The sequence below is a fragment of the Bradyrhizobium sp. WSM1417 genome (assembly GCF_000515415.1).
Taxonomy (GTDB): domain Bacteria; phylum Pseudomonadota; class Alphaproteobacteria; order Rhizobiales; family Xanthobacteraceae; genus Bradyrhizobium.
This window is the reverse complement of record NZ_KI911783.1, coordinates 6,478,048-6,500,757: the sequence shown is the minus strand read 5'-3', so window position 1 is coordinate 6,500,757 and position 22,710 is coordinate 6,478,048. Positions and strand designations below refer to the sequence as shown.

24 protein-coding genes are annotated in these 22,710 nt (G+C 61.7%); 20 read left to right on the top strand and 4 right to left on the bottom strand.

Annotation, left to right across the window (positions count from 1 at the left end; translation table 11 throughout):
- The first annotated feature begins 965 nt into the window (after nt 1-965).
- The 5 genes from BRA1417_RS0131765 (at nt 966) to BRA1417_RS0131745 (ending at nt 5,196) form a co-directional block, all read left to right on the top strand.
- Entirely contained in the window at nt 966-1,916 is a 951-nt protein-coding gene (locus BRA1417_RS0131765; protein ID WP_027519236.1) for an ArdC family protein, read from the top strand.
- A gap of 105 nt (nt 1,917-2,021) precedes the next feature.
- Nucleotides 2,022-2,264, top strand: a complete 243-nt coding sequence (locus BRA1417_RS0131760; RefSeq protein ID WP_027519235.1) for a hypothetical protein — start codon at nt 2,022-2,024, stop codon at nt 2,262-2,264.
- Complete coding sequence (locus tag BRA1417_RS0131755; RefSeq protein WP_027519234.1) at nt 2,264-3,325, top strand: toprim domain-containing protein; 1,062 nt, start codon at nt 2,264-2,266, stop codon at nt 3,323-3,325. The genes BRA1417_RS0131760 and BRA1417_RS0131755 overlap by 1 nt, the downstream gene beginning before the upstream one ends.
- A gap of 331 nt (nt 3,326-3,656) precedes the next feature.
- Entirely contained in the window at nt 3,657-4,580 is a 924-nt protein-coding gene (locus BRA1417_RS0131750; RefSeq protein ID WP_027519233.1) for a DUF2493 domain-containing protein, read from the top strand.
- Nucleotides 4,581-4,713: 133 nt separating this feature from the next.
- Nucleotides 4,714-5,196 carry a hypothetical protein gene (locus BRA1417_RS0131745; RefSeq protein ID WP_027519232.1) on the top strand — a complete coding sequence of 161 codons (483 nt, stop codon included), beginning with the start codon at nt 4,714-4,716 and terminating at the stop codon, nt 5,194-5,196.
- Between the two features lie 663 nt (nt 5,197-5,859).
- Here BRA1417_RS0131745 and ltrA read toward each other — a convergent pair.
- On the bottom strand, nt 5,860-7,386 hold the full coding sequence (gene ltrA / locus BRA1417_RS0131735; RefSeq protein ID WP_027515706.1) for a group II intron reverse transcriptase/maturase: 1,527 nt from the start codon (nt 7,384-7,386) through the stop codon (nt 5,860-5,862).
- A 625-nt stretch (nt 7,387-8,011) separates the two neighbouring features.
- Between ltrA and BRA1417_RS0131730 the strand changes: the two genes are divergently transcribed.
- Nucleotides 8,012-8,332, top strand: a complete 321-nt coding sequence (locus BRA1417_RS0131730) for a DUF736 domain-containing protein (protein WP_018458991.1) — start codon at nt 8,012-8,014, stop codon at nt 8,330-8,332.
- A gap of 58 nt (nt 8,333-8,390) precedes the next feature.
- Here BRA1417_RS0131730 and BRA1417_RS0131725 read toward each other — a convergent pair whose 3' ends face one another.
- Nucleotides 8,391-8,618 carry a helix-turn-helix domain-containing protein gene (locus BRA1417_RS0131725; RefSeq protein ID WP_027519231.1) on the bottom strand — a complete coding sequence of 76 codons (228 nt, stop codon included), beginning with the start codon at nt 8,616-8,618 and terminating at the stop codon, nt 8,391-8,393.
- Nucleotides 8,619-8,823: 205 nt separating this feature from the next.
- Here BRA1417_RS0131725 and BRA1417_RS0131720 point away from each other — a divergent pair, with 205 nt between their 5' ends.
- The 12 genes from BRA1417_RS0131720 to BRA1417_RS0131665 all read left to right on the top strand — a co-directional run bounded on the left by BRA1417_RS0131720 (nt 8,824) and on the right by BRA1417_RS0131665 (nt 19,400).
- The gene (locus BRA1417_RS0131720; RefSeq protein ID WP_027519230.1) at nt 8,824-9,096 is read left to right on the top strand and encodes a hypothetical protein; all 273 of its coding nucleotides are present in this window, start codon (nt 8,824-8,826) and stop codon (nt 9,094-9,096) included.
- Nucleotides 9,097-9,260: 164 nt separating this feature from the next.
- The gene (locus BRA1417_RS0131715) at nt 9,261-9,455 is read left to right on the top strand and encodes a transcriptional regulator domain-containing protein (protein ID WP_027519229.1); all 195 of its coding nucleotides are present in this window, start codon (nt 9,261-9,263) and stop codon (nt 9,453-9,455) included.
- Nucleotides 9,456-9,762: 307 nt separating this feature from the next.
- Complete coding sequence (locus tag BRA1417_RS45770; protein ID WP_245286373.1) at nt 9,763-10,035, top strand: DUF2285 domain-containing protein; 273 nt, start codon at nt 9,763-9,765, stop codon at nt 10,033-10,035.
- A 131-nt stretch (nt 10,036-10,166) separates the two neighbouring features.
- Entirely contained in the window at nt 10,167-10,448 is a 282-nt protein-coding gene (locus BRA1417_RS0131705) for an AlpA family transcriptional regulator (RefSeq protein ID WP_027519227.1), read from the top strand.
- 22 nt (nt 10,449-10,470) lie between these two features.
- Nucleotides 10,471-11,352, top strand: a complete 882-nt coding sequence (locus BRA1417_RS0131700; protein WP_027519226.1) for a replication initiator protein A — start codon at nt 10,471-10,473, stop codon at nt 11,350-11,352.
- 289 nt (nt 11,353-11,641) lie between these two features.
- Nucleotides 11,642-12,106 carry a DUF2840 domain-containing protein gene (locus BRA1417_RS0131695; protein ID WP_027519225.1) on the top strand — a complete coding sequence of 155 codons (465 nt, stop codon included), beginning with the start codon at nt 11,642-11,644 and terminating at the stop codon, nt 12,104-12,106.
- On the top strand, nt 12,103-12,606 hold the full coding sequence (locus tag BRA1417_RS0131690; RefSeq protein ID WP_027519224.1) for a S26 family signal peptidase: 504 nt from the start codon (nt 12,103-12,105) through the stop codon (nt 12,604-12,606). Before BRA1417_RS0131695 ends, BRA1417_RS0131690 begins: the two co-directional genes overlap by 4 nt.
- Nucleotides 12,603-13,490, top strand: a complete 888-nt coding sequence (locus BRA1417_RS0131685; RefSeq protein ID WP_245286298.1) for a lytic transglycosylase domain-containing protein — start codon at nt 12,603-12,605, stop codon at nt 13,488-13,490. Before BRA1417_RS0131690 ends, BRA1417_RS0131685 begins: the two co-directional genes overlap by 4 nt.
- A 250-nt stretch (nt 13,491-13,740) precedes the next feature.
- Nucleotides 13,741-15,504 (top strand): DUF3363 domain-containing protein, encoded by a 1,764-nt coding sequence (locus tag BRA1417_RS0131680; RefSeq protein ID WP_027519222.1) that lies wholly within the window; start codon nt 13,741-13,743, stop codon nt 15,502-15,504.
- Nucleotides 15,505-15,532: 28 nt separating this feature from the next.
- Nucleotides 15,533-17,518, top strand: coding sequence for a conjugal transfer protein TraG (locus BRA1417_RS0131675; protein ID WP_027519221.1), 1,986 nt, complete (start codon nt 15,533-15,535; stop codon nt 17,516-17,518).
- Between the two features lie 6 nt (nt 17,519-17,524).
- On the top strand, nt 17,525-17,953 hold the full coding sequence (locus tag BRA1417_RS0131670; RefSeq protein ID WP_027519220.1) for a ribbon-helix-helix protein, CopG family: 429 nt from the start codon (nt 17,525-17,527) through the stop codon (nt 17,951-17,953).
- A gap of 112 nt (nt 17,954-18,065) precedes the next feature.
- A complete protein-coding gene (locus BRA1417_RS0131665; RefSeq protein WP_027519219.1) occupies nt 18,066-19,400 on the top strand; it encodes a nitrate/nitrite transporter in 1,335 nt (444 codons plus the stop codon).
- Nucleotides 19,401-19,410: 10 nt separating this feature from the next.
- On the opposite strand, the gene BRA1417_RS0131660 is transcribed toward BRA1417_RS0131665, so the two are convergent.
- Both BRA1417_RS0131660 and BRA1417_RS0131655 read right to left on the bottom strand, forming a co-directional pair.
- Nucleotides 19,411-20,730 (bottom strand): type II toxin-antitoxin system HipA family toxin, encoded by a 1,320-nt coding sequence (locus BRA1417_RS0131660; protein WP_027519218.1) that lies wholly within the window; start codon nt 20,728-20,730, stop codon nt 19,411-19,413.
- Nucleotides 20,730-20,981 carry a helix-turn-helix domain-containing protein gene (locus tag BRA1417_RS0131655; RefSeq protein WP_027519217.1) on the bottom strand — a complete coding sequence of 84 codons (252 nt, stop codon included), beginning with the start codon at nt 20,979-20,981 and terminating at the stop codon, nt 20,730-20,732. Before BRA1417_RS0131655 ends, BRA1417_RS0131660 begins: the two co-directional genes overlap by 1 nt.
- A 438-nt stretch (nt 20,982-21,419) precedes the next feature.
- Here BRA1417_RS0131655 and trbB point away from each other — a divergent pair, with 438 nt between their 5' ends.
- Complete coding sequence (gene trbB / locus BRA1417_RS0131650; RefSeq protein WP_027519216.1) at nt 21,420-22,334, top strand: P-type conjugative transfer ATPase TrbB; 915 nt, start codon at nt 21,420-21,422, stop codon at nt 22,332-22,334.
- A 1-nt stretch (nt 22,335) separates the two neighbouring features.
- Entirely contained in the window at nt 22,336-22,518 is a 183-nt protein-coding gene (locus BRA1417_RS0131645; RefSeq protein ID WP_027519215.1) for a hypothetical protein, read from the top strand.
- Nucleotides 22,519-22,710 lie beyond the last annotated feature (192 nt).

Genomic DNA, 22,710 nt, shown 5'->3' with positions numbered 1-22,710 from the left:
AAAAGGTTGGATTGGCGCGCGAAAAGGAAGCCTTCGGTGTGCAGTTTCTCCAAGAACGCCAATGTCGCTCGCGAAAGAAAAGGGGAACAGTTGCGGCGCTCCGTTGGCTGAGGCCGGTAGCAGGCAGTCAACTGCTTTGGATGATAGATCAATAGTCAATCCGACAGGTTCGATGGAAGACTTGTATCGAAGCCTTCGGATCGCTTTCGAGCGTCGGAATTTGAACGTGCGGGTTGAACTCAGCAGGCTATGATTGCTGGGCTGAGCACTGCTTGGCCGGCTATTGCTCGAATGGTTCAGTTATTGCTCACGTACTGGGGACTGAGTCCTTCCAGGTCTCCGTGACCTGCAGGCCTCTCGTGACGCGCTTGAGCCGGATGGGCGATGCAAGGCCGAATGCAACCATAACTGCGCCGGAATAGGTAGATAGGGATTTCGACGCGCCGACGAACTCACGCGACGAAACGAGGTCCTCTGGTCAACCCCTGGCGAGTTCTCCCGCTTGCGCGCGTGCGGCTGCGCCGCAACGGGCTCTTGTGAACCGAGCCGCGCTGCGTCTCGGCCATCCGGCTTCGATCCCTCGCGCAGGGATAGCGGAGCTCCTCGCCGAGGGCACTCGGAAAAGGGGCTCGCCTTGCGGCGATCGCTATCACTGCCCCGTTCCCGGGTGCCGCTATTGAACCGGTCTCGTCGCTGCACTCGGACCCGCGTGTCCCTTCGGGTCGCTATGCTCACGCTCTCCGGGTGCCATTTTCCCTTGAGGCGATGCGCCCCAGGCGCACGCCTGGTCGGGCCTGCGGCCCTGGGTAGCTCAACTCAATGCCCATGAACACTATGGAAGGCGGACTGCGTCGCAGATTCGCATCCTCTCGGGTAGAGGTAAGAGTCAGAGTGTCGGCGCGGTTTTGCTGTGACGGGTTACAGGCTGCGAGAGAGGCTCGCGGTCCCCGTCGCGGAGACCCGCGATGTCCAGACATTATCCTAACGCGCGCATCGGCCAGGACCGGGCCAACCTTTACGACGACATCACCAACAAGATTATCGCCGAGTTGGAGGCTGGCCGAGTGCCGTGGGTGCAGCCTTGGGGCACCGCGGCGGCGAAGGGGCCTCTGGCCTTGCCGAAGAGTGCGGCGTCCGGCCGCCAATACAGCGGCATAAACATTTTAGTTCTATGGGGTGCTGCTATCGAACACGGATTCATAGGGCAGAGCTGGCTTACCTTCCGCCAGGCGCTGTCGCTCGGTGGTCACGTCCGCAAGGGCGAGCGCGGCACGACCGTCGTCTATGCCGACCGCTTTGTGCCTGCCAGCGAAAAACGCCGCGCACATGAGACCGGCGAGGAAGCGCAGGCCATGCCGTTCCTCAAGCAGTTCACGGTCTTCAACTGTGATCAATGTGGCGGCCTGGCTCCAGAGATCGCATCAACGGCGCCGCCTCCGCCGCCAGGCCTGATCGAGCCGCAGGTCGAATACCTGATCAAGGCGACCGGCATCGACTTCCGCATCGGCGGCAACCGTGCCTTCTATATGCCGGCCGAAGATTATGTGCAGGTGCCGCCTCCGCAGGCCTATTTTGAACCAATCAATTGGCATCGAACGGCTCTCCACGAGCTGGCGCACGCCAGTAGCCATCCATCGCGTCTCAACCGTGACCTGTCAGGCAACTACGGTACTAGGAAGTATGCCTTCGAGGAGCTGGTTGCGGAAATCTCGTCTGCGTTCAGTTGCGCCTCGCTCGGCATCGTGCCGACGGTGCGGCATGCCGACTATATCGGTTCTTGGCTTGAAGTCTTGCGCGAGGACAGTCGTGCAATTATCCGGGCTGCTTCCAAGGCCAGCAAGGTTGCCGATTATCTGCTTGGCTTTCTCCCTGAACCCGTCGGCGACATGCCGAGGGAGGACCTGCAGGCGGCGTAAGGCTCTGCTCGGTGGCCGCGGCACAAGAGTAAGAGGGGCAGGGTCGTTTCCGTGACGGGTTGGAGGCCGAGAGAGAGGCTCGGCTGCCCGTCGTGGAGAATCAACATGCCAAAAGCTGTCCAAAAGATCACGTCGGCCGATGTCGGAGTGATCCGTGGAAAGCGCATCGAAGTGTCGAGATCCAAGTCCAAGATGCGCAAGAGCTTGCGAGGCCACGGCCTCTTCGGAGAGATCACCTTTTGTAAGCTCCGGATGCTCGTACGGATGGACGCAAGCGGCATAGAGATGCTGTCGAAGATACTCGACCGGTATCCAGTCGAAGGTGCCAGCTGGCAGGAGGCGGCCTGATGTCCCGCCAACCTTGCGAACTGGCACGCCGCCTCGCGCGCGAGGCGGAGGCGGTATGCCGACACTATCTCTCCAATGGCAAGCGGGCGGGGCGGTATTGGGTGGTCGGCGACGTCCACAACAACCCGGGCCGCTCACTATTTGTACGGCTCCAGGAATCGCCGAAGGGAGCGGCGGGCAAGTGGGCCGATGCCGCAACCGGCGCGCATGGTGATCTGCTCGACATCATCCGCGAAACTCTGGCTTTGCGAGACTTTCGTGAGGTCGCCGAGGAGGCGAGGCGCTTTTTGAACCTGCCTCGTTCTGAGCAGAAACCCGCCCCAAGACCTATTCCCCCAGCCGTACCGCCCGGATCGCAGGTAGCCGCCAGTCGGCTCTTTGCGATATCCAGCCCGATTGAGGGGACACTGGCTGAAACGTACCTGCAGCGCCGCGGAATAACCCGCGTCCACCATGATGGCAGCCTGCGCTTCCACCCACGTTGCTACTATCGGCCCGACGAGCTTTTGCCGACTGAAACCTGGCCGGCGATGATCGCCCGCGTCACGGATCTTGATGGTCGGATCACCGGCGTGCACCGGACTTGGCTCGACCCGGATGGCTTTGATGGTGTTCGGCTCGGCAAGGCTCCGGTCGACACGCCACGACGGACCATGGGCGATCTGCTCGGCAACGCCGTTCGGTTCGGCGTGGTGGACAACGTGCTCGCTGCCGGCGAGGGTATAGAGACGATGCTTTCGCTACGCTACCTGCTGCCGACGATGCCGATGGCGGCAGCGCTTTCGGCTAATCACCTCTCCGCCATGGCGCTGCCGTCTAGCCTGCGCCGGCTCTACATTGCGCGCGATGCCGATGCCGCCGGTGATGCGGTGCTGGCAATTCTCAGCCAGCGCGCAGCAAACGCCGGTATTGAAGCGATCCCGCTATCGCCGCGGCTGGGCGACTTCAACGAAGATCTGCATGTCTTCGGTCTCGAAGCCCTCCGAGCAGCGCTGCGGTTTCAGCTTGTGCCAGAGGACGTCGTCCGCTTCGTGCATTCGTCGACGGTGGCCGCGGAATAGCTCCCGGTCTTCGATCGACGTTGATAGGCCGGTCGTAGGCGAGGCCAATAGCGGAAGAGGACGCGACCTCGGCCTTCTAGAGGGCGATCGAACGGCAAGCGGCCCGGGCCGGCAATGGCGAACGTCCGGCTATTTTCCGCCGCGCGCCCGCGATGCGAAGACACATCACGCGGTTGGCCGCGCGCTTTGCATCGCGAAGCAAAATAGCCGGCCTCCGCCATCCTCCGCTGCCGCTTCGGCCCTGTCGGGTGCTGGCCCGGTCCGCCCGCCGTCAGAGGATCGCCACGAAGGCCGCGATGGTCGCGGCCGATCCGGCAAAGGACCTCTTCCCATGACCGACCATGACGACATCGAACCGCCGCATGCCTCTTCCCCGACCGACCACATCCTCACGGAAATAGAGCTTTTCGGCTATCGTCCCTTCGACGACCAACCCGATCCAAGACCGCTCCCGGAGGGCAAGATGATCGTCGGCGCCATAGCGGACATGTTTGACGCCCTGGTTGCCACCCTGACCGACACGCGGCTCGAGCCGGACCTAGACGATCTGCTCTGGTCGACTGTCAACCTGTTCCACCGGGCCGTCGACCGCATTGAGCGGCAGCTCGACGACAACGAACAAGCGCAGCACAAGAGCCAGCGCGAGCAGGACGGCTCGGAAGTGCGATCGGTCGAACTCGAGCGCCTAACGGCCGAAGGCATAACGCTGATCGAGCGCCGCAACTGCCTGGAGCTCTTCCGCGACCAGGCCATCGAACAATTTGAGGTCCACACCGGTTCAACCTGGCGCCCACGATCGGGATCATTGGTCAATCACCGAACGCTCACCGCGGCAATGATCGACTCCCGCGACTTCATCGCCGCCAAGCGTCGTTCCGAGACGGAGGTCATGCTGCCACCAGGACCTAAAGTCGCACTCACCGGTGGGCCCGACTTCAACGACCATAGCCTCATCTGGGATCGCCTCGACAAGGTTCATACCAAGCACCCCGACATGGTCCTCCTCCATGGCGGGTCCCCGAAAGGTGCCGAACTGATCGCCTCGAAATGGGCGACGAGCCGCAAGGTGCCACAGATCGCCTTCAAACCTGATTGGACGAAACACGCTAAGGCGGCGCCGTTCAAGCGCAACGATGCTCTGCTTGAGCTTCTGCCGATCGGCGTCATGCATTTCCCGGGCACGGGAATCCAGGACAACCTCGCCGACAAGGCGAAGCGGCTCGGCATTCCCGTTTGGAAGTTCGGCGGCGCATGAGCGCCGGCTCGTGTCGAAGACAAGGTGGAGTTGCACGCCGCAACTTTGCCTCGTTTCGATCTTACGTCCGAATCCGCGCCGTGGTGGTGGTGGAAGGCGCGACCGGTAAGTCTGTGCACATGGAGCCACCACCATGCTCGCGCTTGGGCTTGTTCTCAACACGCTCGGCATTGGCTTGTTCTGCTGGGCGATCTTTGCGCTCGCAGTGTACGCTTTGCCGTTTTCTGCCGCACTGAGTATCGGAATGGCGGCGTTTCGAAGCGGCGCTGGTGTCATTGGCGCCCTGCTTATCGGAAGGGCCGGTGGTGCGCTGACACTTGTCCTTGGCCAGGTCGCCGTCGCCGCTAGTAGATCCTTTGCCCTGCGCATCACAATCGCCACAGCATTTTCTGTTCCTGCCGGCGTCGCTGGCTATCAGGTCGTGTCCGCCGCGTCGCAGCTCGGAGTGCCCTCGTTGACCTGGCGTGAGGTCTTGGCTTGCCTGGGCGCGGTTTGCATTGGCGGCACGGCGTGGACGCAATTGATCGCATTTGCAGAGACCCGCTCGTTTGAATCGGGTGGGGTGGGGCAGAATCCGTGCCAGCCAATTCTTACGGCCGCCAAGCCTGAGGGATGACCCGTTCACCGTCTTCGTCATCGAACAGGTTCGCCATAGATCGGGGCGTTGAACGGGGGCGGGACCTGTGTGGGGAGGAGCAGCTCTTCTCGGAGATCCTCGACCAAGCCGCGGCCGTTTAAGTCCGATCCACATTGCCGCGATAGTGCGGCGTGTCGCCCCTGGTCAGTCCTTCGGAGACAACACCGTCGTTTGCAGCGGATGGTTTCTCTTTCTGCGCCGAACCGTACCAAGCCCTTGTGCAGCACAACCGAGATTCGCCAGTCTTCTCCTCAAGATTGCGGTTCAGCACGCAGACCAAGTGGCCTCTTTGATGGCTTGATCTGGCCGAAGACCGGCTGCGCTTCGATCGTCTGAGCCGCAACGCCGTTGATGCGACTTTCTTCCCCTGGGCTTCGCCCATTCCTCGCGAGACAAGAAAGTCGCCACAACGGCGTCCTCCGCTGCGCTCCGGCCCTGAAGCGGGTGCGTCGCCGATCGTCCTCGGCCTTTAGATCGCCATTGAGGCCGCGGTGGTCGCGGGCTCGAAACACAACAGGTAGAGTAGGGGCACAGCGCCTGTCCGTCTTGCGACGGATGGTTTCTGCGCCCCTCTCGCCGAACCGGGCGTGCAAGTTTCCAAGCCACCGGCTCTCCATGCGCGGCTTACGCCGCGTGTGATCCTCACGCGTCCATGAGGGTGTTGAACGACGCCCAGAAGCGATCGGCTCCTTTGCGGAACTTCTCGCCAGGATCGTTCCATCCGTTCGGTATGCGTATGCCCCGGTGCGGGAAGTGGAGTGATCCGCCTTCCCGGAAGAACCGCAGCGATTTCGGTCCGTCGACCCATCGCCAGCGGCTGTCGGGCGCTGTTGCCTGGAAGCGACGACGCAGTTCTTGCCACGTCGTCTTAGGATGCTTTCTGTGCAGCCATCGCCCGATGCGCTCCCACAGCCACCAATCCAGACTGGCGAAGTCCCGCGTGGCCCACGTGGCGTAGCGGTAGTAGTTTCGCCATCCGGTGATGACCGGGTTGAGATCGTCGATGAGATCGGCAAGGGCCTGGCCTGTCGGCGTCGCCCTCACCCTGACCTTGATCTTGTGGCGCAGGTCTTTCAGCTTGCTCTTCGGAATGAAGAGATTACCGACCATACGACCGGTGCGGCGTGCCTTGGTCTGCACCACTCGATAGCCGAGGAAGTCGAAGCCTTCCCCGACGCCGGTGATCCTGGTCTTTTCCATCGACAGTTCCATGCGCAATTCCGTTTTGAGGAACTGCGCCAACGCAAACTTTTCGGCTTCTGCTTCCTCGCGGGTCCCGTCCGTCAGCACGACGAAGTCGTCGGCGTAACGTACGGCGTAGAATGTCGGCCTGTTTCTCCGGCGATCGTAAAGCCGCCGGTCGGCTGCATTCTGCGGTCGTTCGCGAGGGCGCATCGACCACCGTCCGTATCTCTCGTCGATGGCCGCCAGATAGACGTTGGCCAGCAACGGCGAGATGATGCCGCCCTGCGGGGTGCCCGTAACAGGGTGGCGGACGGTGCCCTCGATCATGACACCAGCTTTTAGGAAGGCGAGCACGAGCCTGAGGACCTTGCGATCCCCGATGCGTCGGCGCACACGCTCCATCAGCACATGATGATCGACGGCATCGAAGCAGCCCTTGATGTCACCCTCGATCACGAAGCGGTACTCGGAAGTGCCGCTGGGTGTGGGGTGCAGTCGTCGCTGGATTTTCGCCAGCGCGTCATGGGTGCTCCGGCCGGGCCGGAAGCCATAGGAGGTCGGATAGAAGTCCGCCTCGAAGATCGGCTCCAGCACGAGCTTCAAAGCCATTTGCACCAGTCGGTCTTTGAGCGTCGGAATGCCGAGCGGACGCACCTTGCCGGGCTTACCCGGTTTGGGGATCAGCCTTTGCCGGACAGGCTCGGGCCGATAGGTGCCGCTGCGTAGTTCATCGCGGATATCGTCGATGAACCGTACTGCACCGCCCAGCCGCTCTTCGACCGTCTTCCGCGTGACGCCATCGGTACCCGGTGTGCGGCTGCCTTTGTTACGGGTCAACCGACGCCAGCTTTCCAAAAGCGTCCTGCGGTCGCATACGATGTTAAACAGATCCGCGAACACCTTTTCGGCATTCGCGACACTCCACCTGTGAAGCTTGCGCTGCATGTCGAGGACGAACGCGGTATTCACCGCGCCGGGCCTCATCGGCCCGCCTCCTGCCGGCTTGCTTCACCCACTGTCTCCCTTCGCCATGTGGACGGCTTTCCCGCCCTCCGACTAATACGAAGACTCCGCCCCCTGCCGCGCCAATCATCGGTCGCCTCGATCATCTCGCGCCATCCGGCGCGAGAGAACACGGCAAGGTTCCCAAGTTCACCTGACGTCCCTTCACCTGCCTTAGGGACCGACTCTACCCCGTGAGGATTCCGGCCAACGGTCACCGCAAGCTGGGCCGCTGGCTGACGTGCGCGATCACGCACGTCCCTGATCCCCGTCCACTCAGCGGAGATCGGCACTCCTCCGGTCCTTCGACCGATCCGCCCACTTCCGGTTCGGCGGATTCCATGTTGCAACGAGGCTTCAAACATCGGTTCGATAACTCTTTCCGTAGCAGGTACGCTCGCCGGACCAGCCTCGGACGGAAGTCCCGGGTCGTCCGACTTTGACGGGTTCTGCTCATTTATGGCTCGCCGGAGGCACCCGGCTTACCTCACCCGTCTGCTTCAACCCCCGTGCTTGCGGCACGTGGGCTGCGGGGTCTCCCACCCCGCAGGGGCAACAAGTGCGCGTGACGGACTCCACCCGTCACTCTTGGCGCACGAGAAGTGACATGGCTAACATCGGTTCCTTCAAGAAGGTCGGCAACGATTTCCAGGGCGAGATCGTCACCCTGAGCCTGCAAGCCAGGGGCGTCCGTATCGTCGCCGAGACCAACCGCTCCAACGACAACGCTCCTAGCCACCGCATCTACGTGGGCAGGGCGGAGATCGGTGCAGCTTGGTCGAAGCGCTCGGAGGAAGGCCGCGACTACCTCTCGCTCAAGCTCGACGACCCCTCATTCAACGCGCCGATCTACGCGAACCTGTTCGATGACGAAGGCGGTGAAGGCTACACCTTGCTCTGGTCGCGGCCGCGCAAAAACGGCGAGTAAGAGCACCCCACCAAGCCCCGTCCGGTCCGCCGGGCGGGGCGCGCTGACCTGAGCCAGCTTACGATTTGCTAAGCCGCGCAACCTTTTTGAGCAGGTCACCCGGTTCGACCCCCAAAGCTTCAGCAATTTGCCCGAGCACGGTGACGCTTGCCGATACATCGCCGCGCTCGACGGCGCCGACGTAACGCGCGCTTAAACACGCGCGCTCGGCCAGTTCCTCCTGCGTCATTTGTAGATCGTGGCGTTTCCGACGCAGGTTCACAGCCATGATCTCTTTGAGATCCATGGCGATATGGGAACTGAGCCGGAACGATCGTTCTAGGAACGATCGTTCCTATTCGTATCAAAACGTGCTATCCATTGTCAGCCATGAGCGCGGCCGCCTTTGGCTGCCGATCTGCTGAATGAACATCCAGGATTCTAACGGGCAACGGAGGTCTGGATTGCGACCAAACCATGGCGTAGTTTCTGGGAGTTTTAAAGCGGGTATGATGCAGAAACCCTCCCTCGATCCAGGTGTGGCGGACTGTGCGCCGAATGACCCGGTGCTTACGGCCTATGACGAACAGCATGTCGTCACGTACATTCGCCTTTTGCAGGCGGAGGGTCAGGGAGCGGACTGGCAGGAGGTCACTCGAATCGTCCTGCATATCGATCCAGAGCGAGAGCCGGAGCGTGCGCGGACCGCATATCAGAGTCATCTTGCACGCGCAAAATGGGTCACCGAGCAGGGACGTCTTTTACGCGGCGCCGGCTCAAAATAGAAGAAAATCGCTGGCTGGAGATTGCAGCAAGAACGATTTTCTCCCGCTAATCGGTGGTCATTCTCATGCACCACGTGGTGCCAAACTAGGGGCTTCCTTCAACCGCCTCGTTCATAATTATTGCGCCGCAATCCTTGTTCGTTAAGTGCAATGGGGCGGAAGCAATGCCTGAATTCGACTGGCGGTCGCCGGATTCGTTTAAGAGCCTAGAGAACGCCGAGATCACTGAAATCGCCTGGATAGGTCTTCGTATGAACGTGGATTACCAACGTGACTACGATGCGATCATCGTTAACAACTCAGATGGCGCGGTGACCGAGGAGTTCAGGAGGAGGTGGGGCCTCTGCTTTCGCCCATGACCCCCAGAGGTCGTTCCACGAGCAGACAATCTTTTGGGCGCCCGAAGTTCTCCCGACCGTCGTCCCGGTCACTGTAACCGCTTCAACGCCTGGTCAAAGCCCAACGCCTCAGGCGCCGCTTGATCTTGCATCTGGTCAGGTGCGCCGAGCCGCTGACGGCTGGCACGCCGTGCTGCAAATCGGTTCAGTGGAGCATCGCATCTGGTCGAAACAGCCGCTGATCGCAGGCGCTCGCTGTGTGGCCGAGTTGCCGTTTGACGGCGATTTGGAGGCGCGCGCGCATGCCGCCACGCGACTGTGGCGCGCGATGAATGGACGCGCGCCAGGGCCTCCGTTTCATCGCGTTCCCAAACAGCGGCGTGAACGACTGTGCGCAGCCCTTCGCGCGGCCGCGGCGTATCTCACTGGCGCGACTTATCGCAACATCGCAGAAGCTCTGTTTGGCAAGCCGCGCATATCGGATCGCGGCTGGAAAACACACGATCTGCGCAGCCGAACCCGTCGCCTTGTACAAAGCGGCCTCGCATTTGTGCGCGGCGGATATCGCAAGCTGCTTCGGCCCAGGCGCAGGGACGAGTAGCGTCCTTGCTGGGGTGCCGAAAATCGACCCCTCGATATTCGGCATCCCCCTCCGAGACCGCGCTTCTCCATGATGACCGCACATACGCCGACCCCGCCATGCGCGGTGCGTCGTCACCTTGGAGTGCTCAAATGCCCGATGCGATGACCGGACTGCCCCCGCGCTTCCTGCGTACACCGGAGGCCGCGCGTTATCTTGGTCTCTCGGGACGCACGCTTGAGAAGCACCGGACGTACGGCACCGGCCCGACGTATCGGAAGATTGGCGGACGTGTTGTCTACGCCCTGGATGATCTGAAGGCATGGGTTGATCTGGGCGCCAAGACGTCAACGTCGGATCCCGGCAAGGGCACTGTTCTTCCGGCTAAGAAGCACCCGGTGCTACGCCCGTATGCGGGCCAGGAACGTCGCTGATCGTCGCGTGAGGGCAGTGACCATGCGGCGCAAACAACATTCCGAGCGTGACCACCTTAAGCTCTTTCGGGCGCTCCCAGGGGATCTCGCGCCGCGCGATGCGCAGGATCTGATGGCTTATCCGTTCTTCTCGCTTGCAAAAACGAAGCGGATTGCACCGATCGACTTCCGTGCCTGCGCGATCGCAATTCGTGTCCAAGCGGTGCCGGAACAGGGCATGGCGACCATTTGGGATGCGGACGTTCTGATCTCGGCCGCTTCCCAGATCGTTGAAGCTCGTAACGCCGGATTAAAGCCGTCGTGCCTGATGGCTGCAACGGCTTACGAAATTCTGACGTTTGTAGGCCGCGGCACCAGCGCAAGCGACTATGACCGGCTGAAGGCAGGTCTCGACAGACATCAGTCAACGACCGTGATGACCTCGATCCGCCAGCCGGCAGAGCGCCGGCGGCATCGCTTCTCCTGGATCAACGAGTGGAAGGAGACGTCCGATGCAAAGGGTCGTCCATTTGGGCTCGAGCTGATCCTGCCGAATTGGTTCTATGCCGGCGTCATCGATGACGCACTCGTTCTGACAATCGACCGCGCCTATTTCGATCTCACGGGCGGGCTTGAGCGGTGGCTTTACCGGCTCGTGCGCAAGCACGGTGGACGCCAAGATGGCGGCTGGAGCTTTGATCTTGTGCACCTCTATGCCAAGTCCCGCATCATCTCGCCGCTCAAGCTCTTTGCTTACGACGTCCGCCAGATCGTCCAGCGCCAGACATTGCGCGGCTATCAGCTCGCGCTCACGCGCGATCCGAAAGGTACGGAGCGACTGAACTTCGCACCTACGCCTGTTGATCCCTTAACGGCACGCTTGCGCCGCCGCGGTCTCATTCCAAATTCGGAGGACAACCTGTGAATCAGCTCGTGCTATCGAGGACCGCAACCCTCGTGCTATCGGGGACACGATCCTGGTGCTATCGGGGACCGAAATCGAGCTTAAGAGCTTGTTTTTCCGCGCCTTCCCGCTGGTCTAACTTCACTAACCAGAAATCCTTCGGATTTCTTCTAACGGAGCAGGCCGAAAGCCACGTTGGCGGCGCTCGGCAACGGCAGTCCGACAGTTCAGCCTGCCTTTGCAGGCCACGCACACTCTCCACCGAGCCTCAAGCTCACGGCTACCAGCTCCAGCGTCAGGGAGCCGCCGCATGAGCGATCTCACGGAAGTGGAAGTGTTGTGGCTCGAGAAGCGCATCGAAAACCGCATTCGGTTCGGCCGCATCGTCAAGGAACGGAAGCTTGATCGTCACCGGCGTGTCCTGTCATTTGCGCCCGGCAGCATCTTTGCCTTCGTCCGTTGGACTTCCAACGATTTTGGCACGATCATTTCGCGGATCGACATCTTGCGCGCGGTTGCACCGGCACAGCGCTGCTCTACCGTCCCTTATGTGACACCCGGCGGAGAGATTTTGCTACGTCTGTCCGGCTGGCCGAAGGTCGAGCGCGTGCTGCAGATGATCGATGCCGTTGAGGCACTCGGCATCGATCCTGCCGCCGTCGCGCCTGATCATTGGCATCACGTTCATAATCGCCTGTCCGTCAACGAAAACCCCCGCCCTTACACGAAGGCACGCCACCAAGCCTGGCGTCATCGTCAGAAGGTGATGCGATGAGGAAGACGCTGACTGCAACATTCGGAGCCGCTGCTGCGCTTGTCGCGACAACCGTCCTGGAGCCGCTTCCACTCTACATTTGGAATGCATCAGCGAGCGTACCAATCGGTCTCTATCGGCTGCGACCGGCAAAACGGTTCCAGGTCACTGAGCTGGTCGCCGTTCAGCCGCCGGAACTGCTTGCGACCTTTCTGGACTTGAACGGCTATCTGCCGGTCGGCATCCCCATGCTCAAGCGGGTCTTAGCGCTGCCCGGGCAGACGGTCTGCCGAAGCGGGCTCACGATTTCGGTCGATGACATTGTGATGGGCGAGGCGCGAGAGCGCGATGGTCGTGGCCGGCCGCTGCCGAAATGGCAGGGTTGTCGCGTGGTTGGCGACGGTGAGCTGTTCCTCATGAACTGGCAGTCAGACGACTCGCTTGACGGCCGATATTTTGGAGTTCTTCCGGCATCGGCCGTGATCGGCCGTGCCCTCCCGGTGTGGACGTGGGAGGAGTGATCGTGCGTATTCTACGTTTCCGTCCTTCCATTCCTCTGTTCGATCAAGTGCAGGACCATTCCTCCGTCCCGGCCAAAGCTTGCAAGGCCGACGCGCGCAGAGGCGGTCCAGGGCGACCGAAAGGCCGGCGCGAAGCTGCTTTTCGCGGGACAGGCGCGAGCGCGCCGGCACGCTTGCATTTGTCCGAGATGAGCCTGTGCGCTGCCGTACTGCTGTTCGTGGCACTAACCGAGACTAACGCTGCTGCTCTCGCCGAGACGCGACCGGCAGACCCTACAGCGAGTTACCGAACTGGCAATTCATTTGCGGATTTCGTTGAGGCCGCCTCGCGTCGTTTCGGCATCCCGGTGCGCTGGATACTGGCAGTCATAGACGTCGAAAGCGCCGGAGAGGTGCGCGCCAAGTCACCCAGGGGCGCCATGGGGTTGATGCAGATCGTGCCGGAAACCTGGGCGGAGCTGCGTCTGCGGTACGACCTCGGCAACGACCCCTATGATCCTCATGACAACATACTTGCAGGTACGGCGTACCTGCGCGAACTGCGCGACCGTTACGGTGCGCCGGGCTTGCTTGCAGCCTACAACGCGGGGCCTGCTCGTTACGATGAGCGTCTTGCCGGCCGCCCATTGCCAGCAGAGACCGAAGCCTATTTGCTGAAGCTCGCGCCAGTCATCGGCAGCGACCTTACTACTTCCAGCGCAGTCGCTCGTCTGCGGTCATCCGCGGGAGCGCTCTTCGTTGTGCGGCCTGAAGGCCCAAAGAGCGCTGCCAGGCGTCCACCGAAACGGGCTCCGACGATTGCCTCCGTGCACGACGTCTCGGCCATTGTGCCACAAGCAACAGGGTTGTTTGTCGCGAGATCTGATGCGGGAGGCGCGCAATGATGGAACGCGCAAGCTCGCATGCGTTGGCGTGCTCTGGAGAAGAATGGGCGGAATGGGGAGAGCGGTGGACAAACACGACAGCAGGACGGCGAGATAAAAGGGGCTCGCCGGTCGAACCGAAAGCCATTGGCATGGCTTGCGTTCCGGCGTGCCGGTCGGTCGGCGCGCGTGCCGCGCTTTGCATTTTGAACAATACAATTAAGGACAAGTTCGGCACTGTAGGCGCTTTCGCTCGCTTGGAGGCCCGGGCATGACCGCAGGCGACAGCGATCTGCGTGTTCGGCCCGGGCGCATCCGCAGTACACGCGCGCCAAAGCAAAAGAGCTTCATCAGTCAGGTGCTGCGGGCGGCGAAGAAAGCGGGACACACCTCGGGTCAGACCGCGGCGGGCAGGCGTTCGGCGGCCTATGGGCGCTCCACGTTTGGCCGCGGACGCCTCGCCTTTAGCCGCGCCAGATTGTTCAGCCCGACGCGGCGCGTTGTGGTGAAGGCGCGCGTGGTTCGTCACAAAGGGCGAGCCTTCCGTTCAGCCCCGCTGACCGCCCACCTGTCATATCTGAAGCGCGACGGCGTGACCCGAAGCGGCGAGAGAGCCGAGATGTTCGATGAGGGCTGCGACCGTGCCGATAGCGCGGCCTTTGCTGACCGGTGCAAGGACGACCGGCACCATTTCCGGTTCATCGTCTCGCCAGAGCATGCCGGCGACATGACCGACCTGAAGGCGTTCACCCGCGATCTCGCCAGGCAGATGGAGACCGATCTCGGGACGCGGCTCGATTGGGTGGCTGTCGACCATTGGAATACTGACAACCCTCACGTCCACCTGCTCGTTCGGGGGGTGGATCAGGAAGGGGCCGATCTCGTGATCTCCCGCGACTACATCGGCCAAGGCCTGCGCTCACGCGCCGAGGAACTGATTGCGATCGAACTCGGTCCAAAGCCCGATCACGAGATCCGCAATTCCCTGGAACGCGAAGTAACAGTGGAACGATGGACGCGGCTCGATCGCGAGATCCGGCTGGCGGCGGATGAGACTGGCACTATCGATCTTCGCCCCAAGAATCCCGGCAAGTCCGATCCCGAGATTCGGCGCCTGATGGTCGGCCGCCTTCAACATCTGGAGAAGATGGGCCTTGCCGCATCCAGCGCACCGGGGGAATGGATGGTCGGGCTCGAGGCCGAGCGTAGCCTGCGTGACCTCGGGATGCGCGGCGACATCATCAAGACGATGCATCGCGCCTTTACCGAGCGTGGGGAAGCGCGCGGCGTTGCCGACTTTGTCATCGAGGGCGGACAGCCGACGTCCCAAGTCATCGGACGGCTGGTCGACCGTGGATTGCATGACGAACTGACGGGCGAGGCCTATGCCCTGATCGACGGAACAGACGGACGCGCGCACCACGTGCGCTTCCGTGGCATCGAAGCTTTCGAACATGCTCCGCCGGTCGGCGGCATCGTCGAAGTGCGACGCTTCGGTCAGGCCGGCGATCCGCGGCCGACCATTGTGCTGGCAACCCGTTCCGATCTCGATCTCGGTGGGCAGGTCACGGCTAAAGGAGCGACCTGGCTCGACCACAGGCTGGTCGAACGCGATCCCATGCCGCTCGCCACGGGCGGATTCGGCCGCGAGACCCGCAACGCCATGGAAGCCCGTGCCGAGCATCTGGTTCAGGAAGGTCTGGCGCGGCGGCAGGGCCAACGCATCATCTTGCAGCGCGGCCTTCTGGACACGTTGCGCCGATGTGAACTGGACGAGGTGGCCGCAAGAGTCTCGGCCGACACCGGCCTGCCTTACGTGAAGGCGGCCTCCGGGGAGCATGTGGCAGGTACGTACCGCCAGCGCCTGACGCTCTCCTCGGGGCGCTTCGCCATGATCGATAACGGGCTGGGTTTCCAACTCGTGCCTTGGTCGCACGAGCTCGAGAAGAGGCTCGGCCAACACGTCACCGGCGTGGTGAAGGACGGCGGCGGTATCGAATTGGGCTTTGGTCGCAAGCGCGACCTCGGCCTCTAGCTATCTCACCAGTATGGAAGGTTGGTCGATGTCCGGAACCAAGATCCTCTGGGGACAGGTGATCGTTGTCGGCCTGATCGTTTTGCTGGCCATCTGGGGAGCAACCGAATGGACAGCTTGGCGGCTCGCCTTCCAACCGGAACTTGGGCGGCCCTGGTTCGAGCTGGCGGGCTTCAAGATCTATTATCCGCCGGTCTTCTTCTGGTGGTGGTTCGTCTACGACGCCTATGCGCCTCAGGTCTTTGTTGAGGGCGCCTTCATCGCGGCGTCGGGGACATTCATTTCGATCGCGGCGGCGATCGGCATGTCCGTCTGGCGGGCGCGCGAGGCCAGGAACGTCGAGACCTATGGTTCGGCGCGCTGGGCTGATGCGGAAGAGGCTCGAGCGGCGGGGCTCCTCGGTCCAGATGGCGTGGTGCTCGGTAAGCTTGACCGCGACTACCTCCGCCATGACGGACCGGAGCACGTATTGTGCTTTGCGCCCACCCGGTCGGGCAAAGGTGTCGGCCTTGTCGTTCCCTCCCTCCTGGCCTGGCCGGGGTCGGCCATCGTTCACGACATCAAGGGCGAGAACTGGCAACTGACCGCGGGCTTTCGCGCGCGGCATGGCCGCGTCCTGTTGTTCGACCCGACCAACCCGAAATCCTCGGCCTACAATCCACTGCTCGAGGTGCGGCGCGGGGAGTGGGAGGTTCGAGACGTTCAGAACGTGGCGGACGTTCTGGTCGACCCCGAAGGCTCGCTCGATAAGCGAAACCATTGGGAGAAGACCAGTCATTCGCTCCTTGTCGGCGCCATTCTCCATGTCCTCTATGCCGAGGCGGATAAGACCCTGGCCGGCGTTGCCGCCTTTCTGTCCGACCCGAAGCGACCGATCGAGGCGACGCTGAAGGCGATGATGACCACCGCGCATCTTGGCGAGCAGGGTGCGCATCCCGTGGTCGCCTCGACCGCCCGCGAACTTCTCAACAAATCCGAGAATGAACGTTCAGGCGTCCTGTCCACTGCAATGTCGTTCCTCGGGCTGTACCGCGATCCCGTCGTGGCCCAGGTGACCTGCCGCTGCGACTGGCGGATCGCCGATCTGATCGCAGATAGCCGCCCCACCACGCTGTACGTGGTCGTGCCCCCCTCGGATATCTCACGAACCAAGCCACTGATCCGCCTGGTGCTGAATCAGATCGGCCGACGCCTGACCGAGGACCTGCACGCCCGCGACCGCCGCCATCGCGTCCTGATGATGCTCGACGAGTTCCCGGCGCTAGGGCGACTTGATTTCTTCGAGTCCGCGCTCGCCTTCATGGCGGGGTACGGCATCAAGAGTTTCTTGATCGCGCAGTCGCTCAATCAGATCGAGAAGGCCTATGGGCCTAACAATGCGATCCTCGATAACTGCCACGTCCGGGTCAGCTTTGCGACCAATGACGAGCGGACCGCGAAGCGTGTGTCCGATGCGCTTGGTACGGCGACCGAAATGCGGGCGATGAAGAACTATGCCGGGCACCGATTGAACCCATGGCTGGGGCATCTCATGGTCTCACGGCAGGAGACGGCAAGGCCGCTGCTGACACCAGGCGAGGTCATGCAGCTTTCGCCAATGGACGAGATCGTCATGGTGGCGGGGACGGCGCCCATTCGAGCTCGGAAGGCTCGCTACTATGAAGATCGGCGGTTTACCGAGCGGGTCTTGCCGCCGCCCAATCCAGCCGCATCCGGCCGGTCACCGCGAACGGACGGATGGTCTGCATTGGGAGCGCCCAAGCCGGCGTCGCTTCCAACCGAAAGGGGGCGAGCGGAGGAAGATTCGGCGAATAGCGGCCTTCGTCGCGAGCCCGAACTCCCCGATCACGTCGCGATCGCCAAGGAGACGGAGGAACCGACGCCAGCCGAGGAATTTGCCGTCGTTCTTGACGACGACGAGGACGCGGTCCGCCAGTCCCGGCTTCTCCGTCAGCAAATGCGCGGCGTCGCCCGTCAAGCCGCCATGGACCCGAATGACGGCATGGAGCTCTGAGGCAATATGCGCGACCGGATGAACGTGTATTTCCCGCCAGAGCTTCTGAAGCAGATCTCGGATCTGGCCGATCGCCAGAAGCTCTCCCGGTCTGCGATCGTGGAGGCGGCCGTTGCTTCGTTTCTGTCGCCGGATGGATCGGACAGGCGGGAGGCGGCGTTTACCCGTCGCCTGGATCGACTGTCGCGTCAGCTGCAGAGACTGGAGCGAGACGTCGGTTTAACGGCCGAGACGCTGGCTCTCTTCGTCCGTTTCTGGCTGACGGTTACGCCACCGCTACCGAACGACGCGCAGGCGGCTGCGCAGGCAAAAGGCCGGGAGCGGTTTGAAGGATTTGTCGAGGCGCTCGGGCGTCGTTTGCAAAAGGGGCAGAGCTTTCTGCGTGAGATACCGGAAGATATCGTCCGTCAGGAGCCCGCCGGCGGACCTGACTGATCGCTCTCTATGCGCCATCGCGCGAACCCTTCTTTTTCTACGCCAGCCTACGACCGCAGCAATTTAGCCGATCCTATAAAAAGCCGATCGCGCTATCGGCTCGAATGAGTTGATGAGCAAGAAGGCCGGCATGCAAGTTACAAGGACGTGGCGTCTCACCGTGCGCGTATTTCTACCGTTTGCTGCTGGCTACTATCTTTCGTATCTGTTTCGGATGATCAACGCTTTGATCGTGAGTGATCTCAGCTCGGATGCCGGGCTTGGGTCAGCCAACCTCGGACTGCTTACGTCAGTCTATTTCCTGGTCTTCGCGGCGGCTCAGATCCCGGTCGGTATATTGTTGGACCGCTTTGGTCCGCGTCGGGTCCAGAGCGCGCTGTTCTGGTTCGCAGCACTGGGCGCCGGACTGTTCGCCGTATCGACCGGCTTCCTGTCGTTTTTGATCGCGCGTGCGATGATCGGGCTTGGCGTCGCGGGGGCGCTGACGGCAGGACTTAAGTCCATCATCCTTTGGTTCCCCAGGGAGCGAGTCGCCTTGCTCAACGGCTACATGATCATGCTGGGATCACTAGGAGCGGTGACCGCCACAGTTCCCGTCGAACACCTGCTCGCTTGGATGGGCTGGCGGCAGCTCTTTGAGGTCCTGGCGGCTGCGACCGGTGCCACAGCGATCCTCATCTATGTCGTAGTTCCTGAGCAGCGCGTTATCCCATCGAAAGCACCAGTCTCCGCCACCCTGGGATCCGTTTTCAGCGACAGGCGCTTCTGGCGGATAGCCCCGTTGTCGGCGACTTGCGTTGGTTCAGCTTGGTCGCTGCAGGGATTGTGGGCATCACCGTGGCTTGCAGACGTGGAGGGCCTCGATCGCGCAGGCCTCGTCAGACAGCTGTTCATCATGTCGATCGTACTCAGCGGCGGTGCCTGGTTGTTCGGTATGACGATCCATCACGTCAAACGAACAGGCCTCACGGCTGAGACGATATTCGCGATGGTGGCCGTGCTATTTATCGCAGCCGAGCTAGCCTTGATCCTGCGAGTACCTCTGCCGTCCATCTTGCCCTGGTCGGTTGTCGCAATCATCGGAACGGCAACTGTGGTCAGCTTTGCCGTGATAGCTGATTACTTTCCGTCGGAGCTTGCCGGCCGTGCCAATGGCGCCTTGAACGTCTTGCACTTTGGTTGGGCATTTCTGGCACAATATGCGACCGGACTGATCCTACAGCAATGGTCCACGAACGACGGCCATAGGTCGATCTTGGCTTATCAAGTCGCGTTCAGTCTCAACGCAGCGCTGCAGATCGCGGCGTTGGTTTGGTTCGGGCTACCTTGGATCCAATCCTTTGCTTGCTGGATGAATTCAGTCCCTTCCGCCATGCCGGTCAGTGCTTTCGACGTGGTCGAAGCAAGCATTTTCTGCGAGCAATCGGACCGCGAGGTGGAGTGGTGACCCGCGCGACCTAAGCGCCACTCTCCGTCGTGACGAGGCTGTCGAGGCGTCGCTTGGCGCCGGTCGCGATGGATTCTGCCATCGCCTGCGGGAAATCCTTCGGCAGCTTCGCAATCGTTGCGTCGATCTTCGCGCCAGCCGTATCCGCGAGCTCTTCGATGATACCGCGAACCACGCTGTCGGGCAGGCCGCAAGTCCTTGCGGTTTGCACGAAATGTCGGCCAAGAATCGTGTGTACCACGTAGTGGCGACTATTGCCGATCGCCATGGCGAGCTTCATCTGGTTTTGCGTGATCTGCTTGGCATCGAGGCTCGGTTGCGTTGAGATGATGTCGTACAGCGGGGCGAGGACGAATCGTCCGCCGGGCGAGAGGTGGATGCTGAAATTCTTGGCGTGGCCGTCAGTAGCCGCCAGAAGCCAGAAAACGATTTGTGCCTTGAAGAAGGTCGCCTGGTCGGTCGCCGGTGTATCGCTGCCTTTGAGGAGATCAGAGATATTTCGGATGCCCGGGCCGCCGTCCGATTCGTATTTGCGCCCGGGCGGGACGGAAAGCGCCTGACAGCAATCTTCCTGTGGCAGGCGCAGAAGCCGTCCGTCGTGCGCCCATGTGCGGTCGAAGCGCTCAATGGCGAGCACGCGCCGGCCCGCGAAATCAACGATGCGCGACTTGGCGACGGGCAAGTCGAGCGCGGCGACGAGCTTCAGGCAGAGATGCTCGTTTTCAACGCTGTGGGTCAGGTCGACGCCGTTCGGTAACCTGCCGATCTGCGGTTTGATGATGTGCGTGGTGGCGGTCGTGCCGTGCGGCACATGCCACTTGTCCTTCCAGTAGAGAAGGGCGGTTTTTTCCTGGGCTCCAGCCAGAGAGATACGAAATTCCTGATCGGGACCGATGCCGAGCGGATTGTTGGCGAGATTGGCAAGGATCGCCGCGATGTCCTGGTCGCTCGCGACGCGAGCGTCAATCGCGCCCGCCGCTCCGGGTGCCGTTCCATCCGGAAGGAATTGCAGGGCGCCGACACAGTCGCGGCCGATCGCGGAAAGCAGGCTGTAAGCATCGGCTCCTCCGGCATGCGCGCGTTCGGCGACACGCCGGCGGATGTCGTCGTTATCGGGAAGCAGGTTATCGAAGACTGCAATGACGGGGTCACCGATATAGCGGTCTTCGCGTAGAGGCATCGATACCGAGACCGGGATGGCGTTCTCCCATCCCAGCCAGGCTGCGTCGTATTGGAAATCGATGGCGCCGCTGCTCTCCCGCCGCAGCCGCCCGACCAGACGAGCGTTCAGGTAGACGTTGAGAGGCGCTCGGATAGGACGGCGTCCCATCAGAACAGATCCTCGATGGCTTTGGCCGACACCTTCGTGCGTGGTCGTAGGACCAGTTCCAGGTCGAGCGCGGCCAGCGCATCCATGAGGATGCGCAGTTGCGTCGCTGGTTCGCCGGCCTCCAGCTTCGAGACAGTCGCTTGGCGCGCGTGCATCTTGTCGCCTAGGCCGCCCTGGGTGAGTTTTTTTTGCCGGCGGTGCCGCTTAATGGCGGCGCCAAGCTGCTGCGGGGTGCGAGCGATTGTATCCATTGGAGTTTGATACGCGGACGCGTATAAAAGGTCAATATACGTGGATGCGTATACAGAGAAATATACGGTATCGCGTATAAAATACCAGTATACGTAATCGCGTGTAGCGCTTTGACCCGATCACACCGCACGCGGACGTTGCGGTGATTGAATGAATAGCGCCGGCCCGGTCATTACTATGAGCGCGTATGATGAGGCCGAGTGGTGAGCAGCAACTCGCAAGCGACCCGATGCGATTGAGTAAGCCTCAAACACCGGTTCTCGGTCTTTCTTTTTCTACGCCAGTCTACGATCACCGAAAGCGCTCGTTGCGCCAAGCCCATTGGTGCCTTTTCTAATCGTCCCCACCTGAGGGCCCGCTGTGGAGGTCCTCATTCGGTGGGGACGTCGGTGGCAATCCATTCCATCCAATCGGAAGCGAGTTCGCGCGGCGCGCGAATGCTGCGAAGCGCACTTGGCGCGGCAATCGCAGGCTACCTGGAGGACGACGCGATCGTCGAGGTCATGCTCAATCCCGATGGGCGGCTTTGGATTGACCGACTCTCGAGTGGCTTGGTTGACACCGGCGAAACCTTGTCTGCGGCGGACGGCGAGCGCATCGTTCGTCTGGTGGCGCATCATGTAGGCGCGGAGGTGCACGCAAGCTCGCCACGCGTCTCGGCCGAACTTCCCGGAACCGGCGAACGGTTCGAAGGCCTGTTGCCTCCGGTCGTTGTTGGCCCTGCTTTCGCCATCCGCAAGCCCGCGGTCGCTGTCTTCACGCTCGACGACTACGTTGCCACCGGAACCATGACGTCCGGGCAAGCCGACGCCCTGAGGAATGCGGTCGCCAGCCGCAAGAATATCCTGGTGGCCGGTGGCACCTCGACCGGCAAAACCACCTTGACCAACGCGCTTCTGGCCGAAGTTGCCAAGACCTCCGATCGTGTTGTCCTGATCGAAGATACGCGCGAACTTCAATGCAAGGCGCCTAATCTCGTAGCGCTAAGGACCAAGGACGGCGTAGCCACCTTGTCTGACCTCGTCCGGTCCTCACTGCGACTGCGTCCTGACCGCATCCCGATCGGCGAGGTCCGCGGCGCCGAAGCGCTCGACCTTCTCAAGGCGTGGGGCACCGGTCACCCCGGCGGCATTGGCACCATTCATTCGGGCAGTGCGCTCGGTGCGCTACGGCGGCTAGAGCAGCTCATTCAGGAAGCCGTCATCACGGTTCCGCGCGCCCTGATCGCCGAGACCATCAACCTCGTTGCCGTGCTTACGGGCCGCGGTGCCGATCGTCGCCTTGTAGAACTCGCTCTCGTGACGGGGCTTGGGGCCGCAGGCGACTACAGCCTTTCACCAGCAGGAGACTGACATGGGGTTCATCGCAGTGTTGGACGCCGGAAGGGCAGCTCAAGGCAAGAAAGCGCATCTGGTGGTCGCATTGGCGCTCGTTGCCGCTATTGGTCCGCTCGCCGTTACCGGCTGGAAAGGCGCCGAGCTTGTCTATCGAAATGGGATCGGAATCGTCGCAACGTTCGGACCAGTCCCGCGGTAAGCCGCCGGCTACAACACTCATGGCTAACCACCAACTCCGGTGCCGCACGCCAGCAAATCATTGCTGCCGTCCGGCTGAATAGTGCGCGAATTCCACGACTGCAGATCAATAGTCGACGACAATTTTATGAAAGTTCCCCGTCCACAACTCACGCGAGATTTCATTTTGCTTCCCGGAAATAAACGTGCAATA

Coding starts and splice junctions, on each gene's coding strand:
- BRA1417_RS0131765 (WP_027519236.1), top strand. CDS start 966: ATGTCCAGACATTATCCTAACGCGCGCATCGGCCAGGACCGGGCCAAC.
- BRA1417_RS0131760 (WP_027519235.1), top strand. CDS start 2,022: ATGCCAAAAGCTGTCCAAAAGATCACGTCGGCCGATGTCGGAGTGATC.
- BRA1417_RS0131755 (WP_027519234.1), top strand. CDS start 2,264: ATGTCCCGCCAACCTTGCGAACTGGCACGCCGCCTCGCGCGCGAGGCG.
- BRA1417_RS0131750 (WP_027519233.1), top strand. CDS start 3,657: ATGACCGACCATGACGACATCGAACCGCCGCATGCCTCTTCCCCGACC.
- BRA1417_RS0131745 (WP_027519232.1), top strand. CDS start 4,714: ATGCTCGCGCTTGGGCTTGTTCTCAACACGCTCGGCATTGGCTTGTTC.
- ltrA (WP_027515706.1), bottom strand. CDS start 7,386: ATGAGGCCCGGCGCGGTGAATACCGCGTTCGTCCTCGACATGCAGCGC.
- BRA1417_RS0131730 (WP_018458991.1), top strand. CDS start 8,012: ATGGCTAACATCGGTTCCTTCAAGAAGGTCGGCAACGATTTCCAGGGC.
- BRA1417_RS0131725 (WP_027519231.1), bottom strand. CDS start 8,618: ATGGATCTCAAAGAGATCATGGCTGTGAACCTGCGTCGGAAACGCCAC.
- BRA1417_RS0131720 (WP_027519230.1), top strand. CDS start 8,824: ATGCAGAAACCCTCCCTCGATCCAGGTGTGGCGGACTGTGCGCCGAAT.
- BRA1417_RS0131715 (WP_027519229.1), top strand. CDS start 9,261: ATGCCTGAATTCGACTGGCGGTCGCCGGATTCGTTTAAGAGCCTAGAG.
- BRA1417_RS45770 (WP_245286373.1), top strand. CDS start 9,763: ATGAATGGACGCGCGCCAGGGCCTCCGTTTCATCGCGTTCCCAAACAG.
- BRA1417_RS0131705 (WP_027519227.1), top strand. CDS start 10,167: ATGCCCGATGCGATGACCGGACTGCCCCCGCGCTTCCTGCGTACACCG.
- BRA1417_RS0131700 (WP_027519226.1), top strand. CDS start 10,471: ATGCGGCGCAAACAACATTCCGAGCGTGACCACCTTAAGCTCTTTCGG.
- BRA1417_RS0131695 (WP_027519225.1), top strand. CDS start 11,642: ATGAGCGATCTCACGGAAGTGGAAGTGTTGTGGCTCGAGAAGCGCATC.
- BRA1417_RS0131690 (WP_027519224.1), top strand. CDS start 12,103: ATGAGGAAGACGCTGACTGCAACATTCGGAGCCGCTGCTGCGCTTGTC.
- BRA1417_RS0131680 (WP_027519222.1), top strand. CDS start 13,741: ATGACCGCAGGCGACAGCGATCTGCGTGTTCGGCCCGGGCGCATCCGC.
- BRA1417_RS0131675 (WP_027519221.1), top strand. CDS start 15,533: ATGTCCGGAACCAAGATCCTCTGGGGACAGGTGATCGTTGTCGGCCTG.
- BRA1417_RS0131670 (WP_027519220.1), top strand. CDS start 17,525: ATGCGCGACCGGATGAACGTGTATTTCCCGCCAGAGCTTCTGAAGCAG.
- BRA1417_RS0131665 (WP_027519219.1), top strand. CDS start 18,066: ATGAGCAAGAAGGCCGGCATGCAAGTTACAAGGACGTGGCGTCTCACC.
- BRA1417_RS0131660 (WP_027519218.1), bottom strand. CDS start 20,730: ATGGGACGCCGTCCTATCCGAGCGCCTCTCAACGTCTACCTGAACGCT.
- BRA1417_RS0131655 (WP_027519217.1), bottom strand. CDS start 20,981: ATGGATACAATCGCTCGCACCCCGCAGCAGCTTGGCGCCGCCATTAAG.
- trbB (WP_027519216.1), top strand. CDS start 21,420: ATGCTGCGAAGCGCACTTGGCGCGGCAATCGCAGGCTACCTGGAGGAC.
- BRA1417_RS0131645 (WP_027519215.1), top strand. CDS start 22,336: ATGGGGTTCATCGCAGTGTTGGACGCCGGAAGGGCAGCTCAAGGCAAG.